Genomic DNA, 15,679 nt, shown 5'->3' with positions numbered 1-15,679 from the left:
AATGATAATAATTCGTATTATTTTGGCAAGCACTTTCTGCAATACCCATCAACATAAAATGGTTAATTGAAAAAAAACATATTCAAAATCAATTGGTTGAATAATTCGTTTTTTGAAAAAAAATTTCATGAATTGCATTCATCCAGACACTGCTGAATGAAAAATTCAGCAATCATTCCTACCTGTGCTCGTCCATGTGGCATGGTGTCTGGCAGAACTTCAACAACTGCGCGCGCATGTCCGCTGCCGATCCTGCCAGGTCCACGGTTGCAAACCGAATTAGATGTCCTTGGATGACAGCCGCCTCATCCAAACTACAACCAGTGGATGGATGCAACAACAAACCACTGGCCTTATCGGCCAAGGGATCACCACGACCGGCTTGAGAACGCAAATAGGCATACATCTGATAGAGATAACTGCTATGTAGTGTTCTCTCACGAAACCAGCCACGGGTGACAATGGAAGTGAACTTGGTATCGATAACGATACGCTGACCATGGAGTGGATACTCCATCACGATATCAGTACGCATTGAAGGCAAGATACTGTCGATTCCCGGTGTTCTTTGAGCAATCTGCCAGCCCTGTGTGCGTCCGCATCGCACCCGCCAACCCAGAGGGCTGAGCACCACATCATAGAAACCACCTATTGCGCGTTCAAACAACCGCCGAACCCAGGATTCCTCACGATCAGGCAAGGTCATCACATGGCTGCCGGATGCCTCTGTTGGCAAAGCCAAGTCAAATGCCAGTTTCGCTGCTGCCACCATCAGTTGGTCATCAGCCTCATGTCTGCCCATTCGATCCTTGCTCATCTGGACACGAGTGGGTACATCGCCGGAGACTCCCATGGTTTTCATTCCCATCGCCAGTGAACGACAACGATGTGCAAGATTGGGCTTTCTCACAATTTTGGCAATGGACTCCAAGGCTGCCCGGACGTAACGGTTGCGTAGGGTATTAATGGTGAACTCATCAAACCGACACGCTACCATGCCTCGATCCAGTAACCGATCACGTTCAGTAGTAAGCACATCGATGCGGCCACGCATGCGTGCAAGTGCCGCTGTCCGAAGGCAATAACCCAGATTCAACGGGTTCCGCTGACGAACCTCAACGGCATGTGCCAGGATTTCTGCCACCAGGTCCGGCAGATCGTCCGGACTATCTTCCAGGCCGATCCTACCAATGCCTCCTGTGCGAAACAGGTCCGATGCGTACAACATCAGCAACCAAAGATTACGCACAGGAATACGACCCACAAATCCAGGTTTACTCGAGACATCGGTGACTATGGGTTGAACAACCTCACTCATCACCACCCCTGCATCAGCCGGGCTACTGCCTGATGTGCATCATTGGGAGCATCAAACCAGTACTCTTGCAGCAGCGGAGCAATTTCCGTCTCAACCACTTGTCGAAACCATACCTTGGTATGGCCAGCATCCAGCCGCTGCACCGGCGTCACATAACTGTGGCCAATCTGGAATTGCCTGCCAAGCCGTGAGTCCGATGCAATCTGCTGATTCAGCTCTGCCAACCGCTGTTCAATGTCGGTCGCGAGCACCTCATCAAGACCGCCGATCCTGACCACCCAGTCCCGCCAGGTCTGACCCAACCTAGGCTCCAGACCGACAAAGGCAAAGCGACGTCGCAGGGCCAAATCCACCAATGCCAGTGAGCGATTGGCAACGTTCATGGTGCCAATAACATAAAGATTTTCTGGCACATGAACAGGTCTGCGCACCCCATCGGCATCCGGGTAACACAGTTCCAATGCTTCACTGGGCATACGTTTCCCCGCTTCGAGTAATGTCAGCAACTCACCGAAAATTTGTGCAGGATTACCTCGATTGATCTCCTCTATCACCACGACCCATCTGGATGATGGCTCGTTGCGTGCTGCCTTGATGACTTCCATGAAAACACCATCAGCCAAGGACAACTTACCCTCCCCAGTGGGCCGCCAGCCGCGTACAAAATCCTCGTAAGACAAATTCGGATGAAACTGTACGGCACGGATCTTTTTGTCGTCTTTATGCCCAATCAATGCAAATGCAAGCCGCTTGGCCAACCAGGTCTTTCCTGTACCGGGTGGCCCCTGAAGAATCAGATTTTTTTTGATGCGCAGACGATCCAACATCAAAGAGACCTCATCGCGTTCCAAGAAGCAGCCATCCTTGAGGATATCCACCACGGAATAGGCATCCGTGGGGATCTCGGACCTGATGGAATCCGCAATCCCATCATCGTTATTAGCAGACGTATCAGATACGTGCTCCCTGCTCGGCAATATGTCATCGTTGGTATGCAGGGTGGTGCCGAAACGGTCTCTCCAGTAAGGCGCATTGCGAAAACGCTCAATGTCCTGTGGCTTGTCTTCAAAAGCAAACGCAATCAACGCGTCTGCTTCCCATTCGCCGGCAGTGACGCGCCAAATAGTCCCACGATAGGTGTAGAAATACCATTCGCGAAGCCCTTGTGCTGGGGTCCACTGAACCTTGACCCGCTCTCCATCTTGCGGGTTTTCGGTAATGATGCCCACCGCCTTGATGCCCATCACCGATACGGATTGCTGGCGATTATCGAAGGGAAGAGCACGTTTACGCACATATGCAGCCTTGATGGCAATCCGCTCACCTGAACGCATGGTTTGCACCAGAGCGCGTTCCTTGTCGGAGGGGGCACTGATTTCCCAGATACCCTGCGCCAGAAAGCGAGGGCTTTGGTCGTCCGTATGGCCGAAACTCGCACCCACAAACCACGCGGTACTTGATACTTCTCCCTGTTGAATACTCATCAATTTGGCTCTTTCACTGAATTCTCGAACGCATTATGAGGGGATATCTTCCAGCGGGATAAAACTTGATTAACCGTTTTCTCCAACATGCCGCATCCGGGATTCCACTGATGGGAAAGTCCCTTACAACTAAAGTCGTCTGGTGATGGCATGGTCGGGCCGATACACTGAACACTCCCCAATACCGGTCACAGGGGTCAGGGAACGGCGATGCCAGCCCGCACTGCGCATTTCACGAAGTGATGAATCCAGGAGACAAAACATGAGCACACCCCCCAGCTCGGCCCAGATGGTCGAGCGCATCCAGAAAAATCCCGCATACCAACGATTGCGCGAAAAACGCAATACCTTCGGCTGGTCGCTGACCATTGTGATGCTGGTCGTTTACTACGGCTATATCGCACTCATTGCATTCAACAAGTCATTTCTGGCACAGCCCATCGGCTCGGGCGTGACCTCGGTGGGCATGCCCATCGGACTGGGGGTCATCCTCTTTACCGTCATCATTACCGGTATCTATGTGTACCGCGCCAATACGGAATTCGATGCCATCATCGATGAAATCATGAAGGATGCCGCCAAATGAAGCACCACACCACGAAACCCTATGCTGCGGTTCTGGCTCTGGCCACCGCCCTGGTTGCTGGCAGTGCGTTTGCTGCCGGTGGCGATCTGGGAGAACTGCAAAAGCAATCGACCAACTGGACGGCGATCAGCATGTTCGGTGCGTTCGTGCTGGCCACCTTGTGGATCACGAAATGGGCCGCCGGACGCACCAAGTCTGCCGCCGACTTCTATACGGCAGGTGGTGGCATCACCGGCTTCCAGAACGGTCTGGCGATTGCCGGTGACTACATGTCTGCCGCTTCGTTCCTGGGCATTTCCGCTGCGGTGATGATGAACGGCTACGACGGCCTGATCTACTCGATCGGCTTCCTGGTGGGCTGGCCCATCATCACGTTCCTGATGGCCGAAAAGCTGCGCAACCTGGGCAAGTTCACATTTGCCGATGTGGCCGGTTATCGCTTCCAGCCCGGCCCGATTCGCGCCTTCGCGGCCTCCGGTACGCTGGTGGTGGTGGCGTTTTACCTGATCGCCCAGATGGTGGGTGCAGGCCAGCTCATCAAGCTGCTGTTCGGGCTGGAATACATGTATGCGGTCATCATCGTGGGCCTGCTGATGATGGTGTATGTGCTGTTCGGCGGTATGACAGCCACGACCTGGGTGCAGATCATCAAGGCCAGCTTGCTGCTCTCCGGTGCCAGCTTCATGGCATTCATGGTGATGAAGGCCTATGGCTTCAGCTTCGAGCGTCTGTTCCAGGCTTCGGTGGACATCAAGGGTTCCAACTCCATCATGGGCCCAGGTAACTTCATCAAGGATCCCATCTCCGCCATCAGCTTCGGCATGGCCCTGATGTTCGGAACCGCAGGTCTGCCCCACGTACTGATGCGCTTCTTCACCGTGCCCAACGCCAAGGAAGCGCGCAAGTCCGTGTTCTGGGCCACCACCTGGATTGGTTACTTCTACATCCTGACCTTCATCATCGGCTTCGGCGCGATTGTGCTGGTCAGCACCAACCCGCAGTTCCTGGATGGCTCCGGTGGCCTGATCGGTGGCGGCAACATGGCTGCGGTTCACCTGGCCAATGCGGTGGGCGGCAACGTGTTCCTGGGCTTCATCTCTGCCGTGGCATTCGCCACCATCCTGGCAGTGGTCGCTGGCCTGACGCTCTCCGGTGCCTCTGCCGTGTCGCATGACCTGTACTCCACCGTGTTCAAGAAAGGCAAAGCCGACAGTGCCGCCGAACTGAAGGTCTCGCGCATCACCACTCTGGTGCTGGGTGTGATCGCCGTGGTGCTGGGCATCGTGTTCGAGAAGCAGAACATCGCGTTCATGGTGTCACTGGCCTTCGCCGTGGCTGCATCCGCCAACTTCCCGGTGCTGTTCCTGTCGATCCTCTGGAAAGACATGACCACCCGTGGCGCAGTGATCGGTGGCTTCCTGGGCCTGACTTCCTCTGTAGTGCTGACCCTGTTGTCGCCCTCGGTGTGGGAATCGGTCTTCGGCAACCCCGTCGGCTCGGCTCCGTTCCCCTACGCTTCCCCAGCACTATTCTCGATGACCCTGGCGTTTGTCGGTATCTGGTTCTTCTCGATCACCGACAAGAGCCGCAATGCACAGGCCGAGCGTGCTGCCTTCGCCGCCCAGCTGGTGCGTTCTGAAACCGGACTGGGTGCTTCCTCGGCCTCTTCCCACTGAGACCGAACACCGCCATTCGCCAGTGCCCAGCACACTGGCGAGTGCTCCCCGGCAACCATAACCTGGTATAAGCTAGAGGGAGCACAGTGTTGGCCCACATTGCGCTGAAATGAACTTTTGTTCACCCACTATGTTCAATTTTTAAGAAGAGAGAGACAAAAACATGAGCCAGAATATCTATCCCGTACCAGAAGGTTTTGCAGGCCCGAACACCATCAACGCCGAGCAATATGCCGCGTTGTACGCCGAATCCGTAGACAGCCCCGAAACCTTCTGGGCCAAGGCAGCCGAACGTCTGGAGTGGTTCAAGAAGCCTACCCAGATCAAGGACACTAACTTTGACCCCAAGAACTTCTACACGCGCTGGTTTGCAGATGGCGAACTGAACGTCAGCGTCAATTGTATCGACCGCCATCTAGCCACACGCGGCGACAAGACCGCGATCCTCTGGGAGCCGGACAGCCCCGACACCCCCTCGCAGGCCATTACCTACCGCCAGCTCTCCGAACGTGTGAACAAACTCGCCAACGCACTGCGCACACTGGGAGTGCAAAAGGGCGACCGCGTCACCGTTTACCTGCCAATGATTCCCGATGCGGCTGTGGCTCTGCTGGCCTGCGCCCGCATTGGTGCCATCCACAACGTGGTGTTCGGTGGCTTCTCGCCAACATCGGTGGCCGACCGCGTGCGCGACAGTGCGGCCAAGGTCATCATCACCGCCGATGAAGGGCTGCGCGCCGGACGCAAGGTTCCGCTCAAGGCCAACGTGGATGCAGCCCTCCAGCAGGAAGGCACACAAAGCATTGAGAAGGTCATCGTGCTCCAGCACACCGGCAGCGACATTGCTTGGCAGGAAGGCCGTGACGTGTGGCTGCACGACATCACTGCCAGCGAACCTGCCGAGTGCGAGCCTGAGCGCATGAATGCGGAAGACCCGCTGTTCATCCTCTACACGTCCGGCTCCACCGGCAAGCCCAAAGGCGTGCTGCACACCACCGGCGGCTATCTGGTACAGGCGGCCTATACCCACGAGGCCATCTTCGACCTGCGCGAAGACGATATCTACTGGTGCACTGCCGATGTGGGCTGGGTCACAGGCCACAGCTACATCGTCTATGGCCCGCTGGCCAACGGTGCCACCACGCTGATCTTTGAAGGCGTGCCAAGCTACCCGGATGCCTCGCGCTTCTGGCAAGTGGTGGACAAGCATCTGGTCACCATCTTCTACACCGCCCCCACCGCCATCCGCGCCCTGATGCGCGAAGGCGAGGAGCTGGTGAAGAAAACCTCGCGCAAATCGCTGCGCATCCTCGGCTCCGTGGGCGAACCCATCAACCCCGAAGCCTGGCGTTGGTACTACGACGTGGTGGGCGAAAGCCGCCTGCCCATCGTCGATACCTGGTGGCAGACCGAAACCGGGGCATTCATGATCGCTCCGATTCCCGGTGCCATCCCGACCAAGCCCGGCTCGGCCACCAAGCCATTCTTTGGCGTTCAACCGGCCCTGGTCAATGCCGAAGGCGAATTCGTGCAAGGTGCCGGCGAAGGCAATCTGGTGATTACCGACTCCTGGCCCGCCCAGGCACGCACGGTCTATGGCGACCACCAGCGTTTCATCGACACCTACTTCAGTGCCTATCCCGGCTACTACTTCACCGGCGACGGTGCGCGCCGCGATGAGGATGGCTACTACTGGATCACCGGCCGGGTGGACGATGTCATCAACGTCAGCGGTCACCGCATTGGCACGGCCGAACTGGAAAGCGCGCTGGTGCAACACCCGAAAGTGGCCGAAGCCGCTGCCGTGGGCTTCAACCACGATCTCAAAGGTCAGGGCATCTACGTTTACGTCACGCTGGTGGCAGGCGAGGAACCCAGCAATGAGCTGCAAAAGGAACTGGTGGCCCATGTGCGCAAGGTCATCGGCCCGATCGCCACGCCCGACTTCCTGCAATGGGCACCCGCCCTGCCCAAGACCCGTTCGGGCAAGATCATGCGCCGCATCCTGCGCAAGATCGCCGAAAACGCGCCAGACCAGTTGGGCGATACCAGCACGCTGGCAGACCCCTCCGTGGTCGATACCCTGGTCAAGGAACGCCACCTGACCTGATGGGGTGTGGCAGGGTGTCCGGCATTCATGCCAGGCACCCTCCACAGGATGCACATCCAGTCTCAAGACGGGCAGTTGGCAAGAACTGCCCGTTTTCTTGTCTGAATCGCTGCGCCATGCCATCATCGGTGCCATGCCGATGCAATAATCGCCGCATGTCCGAAATCCTGATTGCAGACGATCACCCCTTGTTCCGCGAGGCACTCCATGCCCTCGTGATGCGGGCATTGGGTTCAGGCACCCGGATTCACGAGGCAGAAAGCATCGAGCGGCTGCTGGTGCTGATCGACTCCTACCCTCATGCCGACCTGTTGCTGCTGGATCTCAGCATGCCCGGAGCGAAAGGCTTCGAGGCCCTGATGCACCTGCGTTCGCAGTGGCCGCAGTTGCCCGTGGTCGTCATTTCGGCCCACGAAGACCCGCAATCGGTGCAGCACTGCATTCACCACGGTGCGGCAGGCTTCATTCCCAAATCGACCGATGCCACGGAATTGGCCGATGCCCTTCAGGCCGTGCTGGCCGGAGACACCTGGTTTCCTGCACTGCCAGCCCCCACCGCCCCCCCCCACCGCATTGGCGAATTGACCCCCCAGCAACGCAAGGTGCTGGAAATGGCAGCGGCCGGGCTGCTCAACAAGCAGATCGCCCATGAACTGGGCACATCCGAGGCCACCATCAAGGCCCACATGACCGCCATTTTGCGCAAGCTTGGGGCCACCAACCGCACCCAGGCCGTGAGCATCTTCAACCGGGCCGGACTGCCGGTCGCCAGCGGCCCATAAACCGGCCATTCGCTCGCCATGCCCATCTGGCGCAGTCGGTCGATTGCGCCGGGGCGCACAGAAACAGCGACAATATCGCCCGATTGCGAACAGGTGCGTGAGCACGCGTGCCACCTGATCCGATTCCCCACGCACCGATAAAAAACACCCCATGACACACTCCATTGCCCGCAGTGGCCACACGCCGCCCAAAGTCGGCTTCGTCAGCCTGGGCTGCCCGAAGGCCCTGACCGACTCCGAACTCATCCTCACCCAGTTGAGTGCCGAAGGCTACCAAACCGCCAAAACCTTCGACGGAGCCGATCTGGTCATCGTCAATACCTGTGGCTTCATCGATGATGCCGTCAGGGAAAGCCTGGACACCATTGGCGAAGCCCTGGCGGAAAACGGCAAGGTCATCGTCACCGGCTGCCTGGGAGCGCGCACCGGCGACAGCGGCGGCAACCTGGTGCAGCAAATACACCCCAGCGTGTTGGCCGTGACCGGGCCGCACGCCACCCAGGAAGTGATGGATGCCGTCCACACCCACCTGCCCAAACCGCACGACCCGTTCCTGGACCTGGTGCCCGGCGGCTTTGGCGAAGCAGGCCTGAAGCTCACCCCCAAACATTACGCCTACCTGAAAATCAGCGAAGGCTGCAACCACCGCTGCACCTTCTGCATCATTCCGTCCATGCGCGGCGATCTGGTCTCGCGCCCGATTGGCGACGTGCTCAAGGAAGCCCGCGCCCTGTTCGAGGGCGGCGTGAAGGAACTGCTGGTCATCAGCCAGGACACCTCGGCCTTTGGCGTGGACGTGAAATACCGCACCGGCTTCTGGGATGGCAAGCCCGTCAAGACGCGCCTGTTCGAGCTGGTCGAGTCCCTGGGCGAACTGGCCCGGCCCTATGGCGCATGGGTGCGGCTGCACTACGTCTATCCGTATCCCAGTGTCGATCAGGTCGTGGAACTGATGGCGCAAGGCAAGGTGCTGCCCTATCTGGACGTGCCCTTCCAGCACAGCCACCCTGATGTGCTCAAACGCATGAAACGTCCTGCCAATGGCGAGAAAAACCTCGAACGCATCCAACGCTGGCGCGAAACCTGCCCGGAACTGGTCATCCGCAGCACCTTCATTGCGGGCTTTCCCGGCGAGACCGAGGCCGAATTCCAGCACCTGCTGGACTTTGTGGAAGAAGCCCAGATCGACCGTGCAGGCTGCTTTGCCTACAGCGACGTGGATGGAGCCACCGCCAACACCCTGCCCGGCATGCTGCCGCAAGCCCTGCGCGAGGAACGCCGCGCCCGCTTCATGGAAGTGGCCGAAGCCTGCTCCACCCGCAAGCTGCAACGGCGCGTCGGGCAGGTCATGAAAGTGCTGGTCGATTCCGCCCCCGCCCTGGGACGGCGCGGCGGCACGGGTCGCAGCTACGCCGATGCCCCCGAGATCGATGGCGTGGTGCATCTGCTGCCCCCGCAAAAAGCCAGCAAAACCCTGAAAGTGGGCACGTTCACCAACGCGCAGATCGTGCAGACGCAGGGGCACGATCTGGTAGCACAGCCTATCTGACTTCAACGAAAGTCAGGGCCTGTCATCATTCCCCCTGGTCTGCCCGCCGTGCGGACAGACTATCCACACCATCGGTCACAAGGCCGTCACGGGCAGGGCGCACAGGTTGCATCATGGCCCGTGCAATGCCGCGCAAAATGTGAACATCGCGTTGCGAGAGCTGGGCGCGGTTGAAGAGCTGGTTCAGGGTCGGCATAAGCTTCTTGGGGCTGGCCGGGTCGAGGAAACCGATGTCCACCAAAGCCGTCTGCCAGTGCGCCAGCAAACCGGCCAGAGCCTGAGCATCGGCCGGGGCATGGACAGGCAATAGCGCATCCGGGGTCGGTTCGGGCACTGCCGCTTCGTAATCGCCCTGCCCCACACTTTGCAGAAACAGCCGCCACTCGTAGGCAATCACCTGCACGGCAGCAGCGAGGTTGAGGGAGCCGAATTGTGGGCTGCTGGGAATCTGCAAGGCCACATGGCAGCGGTACACATCATCATTGCGCATACCGAACCGCTCGGTGCCGAACAGGAAGGCCACACCGTCCGGTACGCTGGCCCCGCCGGGTTGCGAATGCAGCCCATCGCGGGTGCGCAGATGTTCAAAGTGTTCGCGCGGGGTGCGGGTGGGTGGGCCGAAATCGCGGCCGATCATTGCCGTGGCACACAGATGGGTCATGCCATCGAGTGCCTCATCCAGTGTGGGCACAATGCGCGCCTGGCGCAGCACACTGATGGCCCCGCTGGCACGCTCGATGGTTTCCTTCAGGCGCAGCACATTGGCGTGGCGGGGGGCCACCAGCACCAGGTCTTCAAATCCCATGACCTTCATGGCACGCGCGGTCGCGCCCACATTGCCGGCATGGCTGGTTTCAATCAGTACAAAACGGGTTTTCATCTCTCGGGGTTCGGGGGTGAATCTACATGATGACACGCCCTGGTGCAACAGGACTTCTGCCCTGCATCGGCGGTGCGGGGCATTAGAATAGCGGGTTTACGGCCTGCCACGGGCCGAATCTTCCGTTTGCCTTTTCTGCCTATGAACACCCCTTCTTCCAGCCTCCACCCCATGCTCAACGTGGCCATCAAGGCCGCACGCGCAGCGGGCAGCATCATCAACCGGGCCGCGCTGGATGTGGAGTCCGTGCGCATTTCGCAAAAACAGCTCAACGATTTCGTCACCGAAGTCGATACCGGAGCCGAGCAGGCCATCATCGAAACCCTGCTGTCGGCCTATCCCCAGCACGGCATCTGGGCCGAGGAAACCGGCCGCCAGCATGGCAACCGCAAGTCCGATTTCGTCTGGATCATCGACCCGCTGGACGGCACGACCAACTTCATCCACGGCTTTCCCGCCTACAGCATCAGCATTGCGCTGAGCGTGCGCGGGCGCATGGAACAGGCGGTGGTGTTCGACCCCACGCGCAACGACCTGTTCACCGCCACACAGGGTCGGGGCGCATTCCTGAACGACCGCCGCATCCGCGTGAGCAAGCGCACCAATCTGCACGACTGCCTGATTGCCACCGGCTTCCCGTACCGCGAAGGCGACGACTTCGAGGATCACCTGCTGGCCCTCAACGACGTGATGCGCCACACCGCTGGCGTGCGCCGTCCCGGCTCTGCGGCACTCGATCTGGCCTATGTGGCAGCGGGCTTTTCCGACGGCTTCTTTGAAAAAGGCCTCAGCCCCTGGGACGTGGCCGCTGGCAGCCTGCTGGTGACCGAAGCGGGTGGTCTGGTGGGCAACTACACCGGCGAGGCGCATTTTCTGGAGCAAGGCGAGTGCATGGCCGCCAGCCCGCGCATCTACGGCCAGATGGTGCATCTGCTGGGCAAATACAGCCAATTCGCACAGGCTGGCGAAAAAGCCACAATGCGCGAAAAGCGTGCCGAACTGCGCCAGGTGCTCAGCCCCACACCCCGCCCCGCCAGTGCCGTGGCAGCCCCCCGCCCCGCAGAGGATGCCGACAAGCCCGCCGAAGAGCCACCCGTGGCACTCTGAGCGCGCAGCTCGCCTGCACGCCCGGCGGCACCGCCCGCCCCTGCCCGACCATCTTGTTGAACCCATACCGAACACCGCGCCCGCCATCCGGGCGCAATCCACATTCAGCCCCCCTATGACCGATACCCTCCCAGCCGATAACCCACAGGACATTGCCCAGGAATGGAGCCAGAAGGCCGAAGCCATCCTGCAACGCAGCCCCTTCCAGATTGCCGATGGCGAAGCCTGGCAGCGCGAAGCCGCCAAGGCGGGCGCGCCCCTGTCCAAGGAGCCACTGGCCAGCCTGCGCGCCCAGATCGCCGACACCATCAAGTCCATCCAGGAACTGCAACACCGCAGCATGGTGCAGAAAGAAGCCGCGCTGCTGCTGGCCCAGCGCATCGACGTGCTCTCCACCAAGTCCTGGCAACACGCGGCCGAAGCCCTGGAGCCGCTGCAAGCCGACATCCAGAAATGGCAGGGCATTGCCCAGCAGCTTCAGGAGAGTCCGAACTGGGGCAGCATCGAGCCACGCTACCACAGCGCGCTGGACAACTCCGGCACGCAACTGTCGCTGGTCTTCACCGCCTTCTCCGAAGCCCTCGCACTGGCCAAGGCCGCTGCCGAAAACCCACAGGCCGAACTGCCTCAGGTACAGGTCTGGGCCGATGAACTGCGCGCCCTGCATGGCCTGAGCCTGCCAGCCGACACCCCTGCCGTGGCCCTGACACCCGAGCAGACCAGCCGCATCGAACAGGCCATTGCCAAGACCGAACGCATTGCCCGTGGCGGACAGGCCAAGGACAGCGCACAGGCCGCAGCCGCACTGCGCGACACCCTCAAGGCTACCGGTGCGACACTGGATCAGGCTCTGGAAGAGCGCGTCAATCGCGCCCTCATCGATGCAGGCGATTTGCAAGGCTGGCAACGCTGGGGCGCGAACCAGGTGCGCGAGGAACTCATCCGCCGTGCCGATGGACTGCTCTCGCCCGCCGAAGGCCAGCCCGCAGCCCGCAGCCAGCGGCAGCCGCAAGCTCCAGCAGCAACTGCGCGAACTGCGCGAACACTGGCGGCAGGTCGATCGCGCCAACGCACCCAACGCCCACCTGTGGAAACGCTTCGACGAAGCCGCCAGCAAGGCCCACGCCATCGTCGAGGAATGGCTGGTCAAGGTCAAGGCCGAAGCCGCCGAGCACAAGGCCGAACGCAACCGCCTGCTCGACGAATTCATCGCCTGGGGCAAGGCCCATGCCGAAGAAGCCAACCAGGACCTCAAAGGCCTGCAACGCCAGCTTCAGCAATGGAACAACCGCTGGCGCAATGCCGGCCACGTCAGCGACAAGCTCTACACCGGCTTGCAGGAACGCTGGAAAGCCGCGCACGATGCCATCGCCGCACCGGTAGAGCAGGCGCAAAAGGAAAGCATTGCCATCCGCCGCAGCCTGATCGAGGAAGCCCAGCAACTGGCCAGTGCCGCCGAGCTGAACATCAACGCCGTCAAAAACCTGCAACAACGCTGGCAGGCCCAGGCACACACCGTCAGCATCGACCGCAAGCAGGAGCAAAAGCTGTGGGAAGCCTTCCGCAAACCGCTGGACGATGCCTTCAACCGCAAGAGCAGCCAGCGCGAGCAGCAGGCCACCGCGCCCCTCTCCGCCCACGATCAGGCCGTGCTGCAAGCCAGTGCCGCCGTGGAAGAAGCCATTCGCAACGGCGATGTCGCCGCCATCCGCGAAGCCGTGCAGGCACTGGAGCAGGCCAGCCGCCAGGGCGCGGCAGCAGAAGCACCTGCCGCCAGCAGCACCCCGACTGCCACAGCGACCGCAACCGATGCGGCCAGCGAAACCGCGGCCACGGGCACACCCGAAGCGGACACCACCGCTGTAGCAGCAGCCACAGACGAGACCACCGCCACCACCACCGAAGCCGCTCCCGCTCCTGTGGCCGCACCGGCCCCCGCCAAGCCGCTGATCGCCCGGCGCGGTGACGACCGCCCCGGCCAGCCGCGCAGCAGCCTGGGGGCTGCCGTGCCATCACGCGAACGCGACGGCCAGAAAGGCAAGGGACGCGAAGGCCGTGATGGTCGGGACAGCCGCGATGGCCGCGAACGCCGCGCCCCCGTGGGCAGCGAACGCGCCCCCCGCGCCGCCACGCCTCGTCTGGGTGACAAGGCCTTCCGCGCCCAGCGCAACGCACTGGAAAACGCCCAATTGGCACTGCGCAAGCTCGCTTCGCAGGCCCACGGCGAATCGCTGGTGCAACTGCTCGATGCCTGGCAGAAACGCGATGCCGCCACCGTGCCGCCTGCCGCCCAACTGGGCAAGAAAATCAGCAATGCGCAATGGACACAATGGCAACAGGCCATTGGTGGTTCTGCCGCCGATGCCAGCGCGGCCCAGCAAGCCCTGCTGCGCCTGGAAATCGCCGCCGAAGTGCCCACCCCAGCCGAAGCCCTGCCGCAACGGCGTGCCCTGCAACTGCAACTGCTGACGCAGAAACACGCCGCCAGCCCTGTCGAAACCTGGCAGGCCGACGTCGGCAAGGTCTTGGCCGCCCCTGCCGACGACGACAGCAGCAAACGCCTGCAAAACGCACTGAAGGCCCTGCTGCGCAAGTAAATCCCTGACTACATCCTGCCTGCCGCCATGAATGCAACCCAACTCCTCAGTGCCGACCCGGTGGACTGGCCGGTGGCTTCCGGTTGGCAGGATGCCGTCAGTGCCTTTTTCGGCAGTCCTCAGGGGCAGAAACTGCTGGCCTTTCTGCACCAGCGGGTGCAGGCCGGAGCCAGCATCTTCCCGCCACAACCCCTGCGCGCGCTGGAACTCACCGCCCCCGACGCTGTGCGCGTGGTCATCCTGGGGCAAGACCCCTACCACGGGCGCGGGCAGGCCGAAGGGCTGGCATTCTCGGTCGCGCCGGGGGTGCGTTTTCCGCCCTCGCTGCAAAACATCTTCAAGGAAATCCAGCGCGATCTGGGCGTGCCGCCCCCCACCTTTCCACAGCCCGGCGGCAGTCTGGTGAAGTGGGCGCAAAACGGCGTGCTGCTGCTCAACACCTGCCTGACCGTGGAAGAAGGGCAGGCAGGCAGCCATTCAGGCAAAGGCTGGGAACTGCTCACCGATGCCGTTATTGCGCAGGTGGCACAGGGCGACCGCCCAGTGGTGTTCATGCTGTGGGGCTCCCACGCCCAGTCCAAGCGGGCACTGATTCCCGCCGACAAAGGCCATCTGGTGCTGCTGGCCAATCACCCCTCACCACTGTCGGCCCTGCGCCCGCCACGCCCCTTCATCGGCTGCGGGCATTTCAGCGCGGCCAAGGCGTTCCGGGAACAGCAGGCAGCACAGCCCTGAGAGGTGCGGGGAGTGGCAGAAAATGTTCCCCACTCCATTTCCGCCCCCACTGGTCATTCCGGCGCAGGCCGGAATGACGCAGCGGCATAAGTTCACAAAGTGCGGCAATACACCACTTTATTTCGGTGTATTCTTGCTCACCGTTTTCCCCATCCTCCAGCCTGCCCACTGTCATGGCCCAATACTTTGACGTTCACCCCCAGAACCCCCAGCCGCGCCTGCTTCAGCAGGCCGCGCGCCTGCTCCAGCAAGGCGGCGTGCTGGCCGTGCCCACCGACTCCAGCTACGCGCTGGTATGCCAACTGGACGAAAAGACCGCCGTGGACCGGCTGCGCCAGATTCGCCAGATGGACGACAAGCACCTGCTCACGCTGATCTGCAAAGACCTTTCGGAACTCTCCAGCTATGCGCGCGTAGACAACCGCCAGTTCCGCCTGCTCAAGCAGGCCACGCCCGGAGCCTACACTTTTGTGCTGGAAGCCAGCAAGGAAGTGCCGCGCCGCGTCAGCCATCCCCAGCGCAAGACCATCGGCCTGCGCGTGCCCGATCACGCCGTCATCCGCGCCCTGCTGGAGCTGCACAACGCCCCGCTGCTGGCCAGCACCCTGACCCTGCCGGGTGACGACGACCCGCTCAACGATGCCCACGAGATTGACGAACGCATCGGCCACCTGCTGGCTGGAGTGGTCGATGCCGGAGCCACGCCCTTGCAGCCCACCACCGTGCTCGACCTGACCAGCATGGAAAACGGCGGCAGCCCCACGGTGTTGCGCGAGGGGCTGGGCAGTCTGGCGGCATTGGGGCTGGAGGGCTGAGGGCGGCCTTTTCCCCTCCCCCTGCCGCCCCTACATGGAA

13 protein-coding genes are annotated in these 15,679 nt (G+C 61.0%); 9 read left to right on the top strand and 4 right to left on the bottom strand.

Annotation, left to right across the window (positions count from 1 at the left end):
• Positions 1–178: 178 nt before the first annotated feature.
• Both mcrC and BUE21_RS02105 read right to left on the bottom strand, forming a co-directional pair.
• A complete protein-coding gene (mcrC, locus tag BUE21_RS02110; protein ID WP_073354151.1) occupies positions 179–1,318 on the bottom strand; it encodes a 5-methylcytosine-specific restriction endonuclease system specificity protein McrC in 1,140 nt (379 codons plus the stop codon).
• Positions 1,318–2,802 (bottom strand): McrB family protein, encoded by a 1,485-nt coding sequence (locus tag BUE21_RS02105; RefSeq protein ID WP_073354148.1) that lies wholly within the window; start codon positions 2,800–2,802, stop codon positions 1,318–1,320. The genes mcrC and BUE21_RS02105 overlap by 1 nt, the downstream gene beginning before the upstream one ends.
• Positions 2,803–3,064: 262 nt before the next feature.
• Here BUE21_RS02105 and BUE21_RS02100 point away from each other — a divergent pair, with 262 nt between their 5' ends.
• From BUE21_RS02100 to rimO, 5 genes are all read left to right on the top strand, one after another.
• Entirely contained in the window at positions 3,065–3,388 is a 324-nt protein-coding gene (locus BUE21_RS02100; protein ID WP_084522694.1) for a DUF485 domain-containing protein, read from the top strand.
• Positions 3,385–5,064 carry a cation acetate symporter gene (locus BUE21_RS02095; protein WP_073354146.1) on the top strand — a complete coding sequence of 560 codons (1,680 nt, stop codon included), beginning with the start codon at positions 3,385–3,387 and terminating at the stop codon, positions 5,062–5,064. Before BUE21_RS02100 ends, BUE21_RS02095 begins: the two co-directional genes overlap by 4 nt.
• 163 nt (positions 5,065–5,227) lie before the next feature.
• Complete coding sequence (acs, locus tag BUE21_RS02090) at positions 5,228–7,174, top strand: acetate--CoA ligase (protein WP_073354144.1); 1,947 nt, start codon at positions 5,228–5,230, stop codon at positions 7,172–7,174.
• 155 nt (positions 7,175–7,329) lie between these two features.
• On the top strand, positions 7,330–7,956 hold the full coding sequence (locus BUE21_RS02085) for a response regulator transcription factor (RefSeq protein ID WP_073354142.1): 627 nt from the start codon (positions 7,330–7,332) through the stop codon (positions 7,954–7,956).
• A gap of 151 nt (positions 7,957–8,107) precedes the next feature.
• Positions 8,108–9,505 carry a 30S ribosomal protein S12 methylthiotransferase RimO gene (gene rimO, locus BUE21_RS02080; protein WP_073354139.1) on the top strand — a complete coding sequence of 466 codons (1,398 nt, stop codon included), beginning with the start codon at positions 8,108–8,110 and terminating at the stop codon, positions 9,503–9,505.
• Positions 9,506–9,530: 25 nt separating this feature from the next.
• Here rimO and BUE21_RS02075 read toward each other — a convergent pair whose 3' ends face one another.
• Complete coding sequence (locus BUE21_RS02075; RefSeq protein WP_073354136.1) at positions 9,531–10,385, bottom strand: RNA methyltransferase; 855 nt, start codon at positions 10,383–10,385, stop codon at positions 9,531–9,533.
• A gap of 141 nt (positions 10,386–10,526) precedes the next feature.
• Here BUE21_RS02075 and BUE21_RS02070 point away from each other — a divergent pair, with 141 nt between their 5' ends.
• Positions 10,527–11,492, top strand: a complete 966-nt coding sequence (locus BUE21_RS02070; protein WP_073354135.1) for an inositol monophosphatase family protein — start codon at positions 10,527–10,529, stop codon at positions 11,490–11,492.
• Here the strand turns inward: BUE21_RS02070 and BUE21_RS14100 are convergent.
• On the bottom strand, positions 11,398–12,390 hold the full coding sequence (locus BUE21_RS14100) for a hypothetical protein (RefSeq protein WP_084522692.1): 993 nt from the start codon (positions 12,388–12,390) through the stop codon (positions 11,398–11,400). The genes BUE21_RS02070 and BUE21_RS14100 overlap by 95 nt on opposite strands.
• 55 nt (positions 12,391–12,445) lie before the next feature.
• Between BUE21_RS14100 and BUE21_RS14095 the strand changes: the two genes are divergently transcribed.
• The 3 genes from BUE21_RS14095 to BUE21_RS02055 all read left to right on the top strand — a co-directional run bounded on the left by BUE21_RS14095 (position 12,446) and on the right by BUE21_RS02055 (position 15,639).
• Entirely contained in the window at positions 12,446–14,089 is a 1,644-nt protein-coding gene (locus tag BUE21_RS14095) for a DUF349 domain-containing protein (protein ID WP_084522690.1), read from the top strand.
• Between the two features lie 27 nt (positions 14,090–14,116).
• Entirely contained in the window at positions 14,117–14,824 is a 708-nt protein-coding gene (locus BUE21_RS02060; protein ID WP_073354132.1) for a uracil-DNA glycosylase, read from the top strand.
• A gap of 173 nt (positions 14,825–14,997) precedes the next feature.
• On the top strand, positions 14,998–15,639 hold the full coding sequence (locus BUE21_RS02055; RefSeq protein WP_073354129.1) for an L-threonylcarbamoyladenylate synthase: 642 nt from the start codon (positions 14,998–15,000) through the stop codon (positions 15,637–15,639).
• Positions 15,640–15,679 lie beyond the last annotated feature (40 nt).

The organism is Lampropedia hyalina DSM 16112 (assembly GCF_900129055.1).
Taxonomy (GTDB): domain Bacteria; phylum Pseudomonadota; class Gammaproteobacteria; order Burkholderiales; family Burkholderiaceae_C; genus Lampropedia; species Lampropedia hyalina.
The sequence above is the reverse complement of the archived record's forward strand: the minus strand, read 5'-3'. Positions and strand labels throughout refer to the sequence as shown.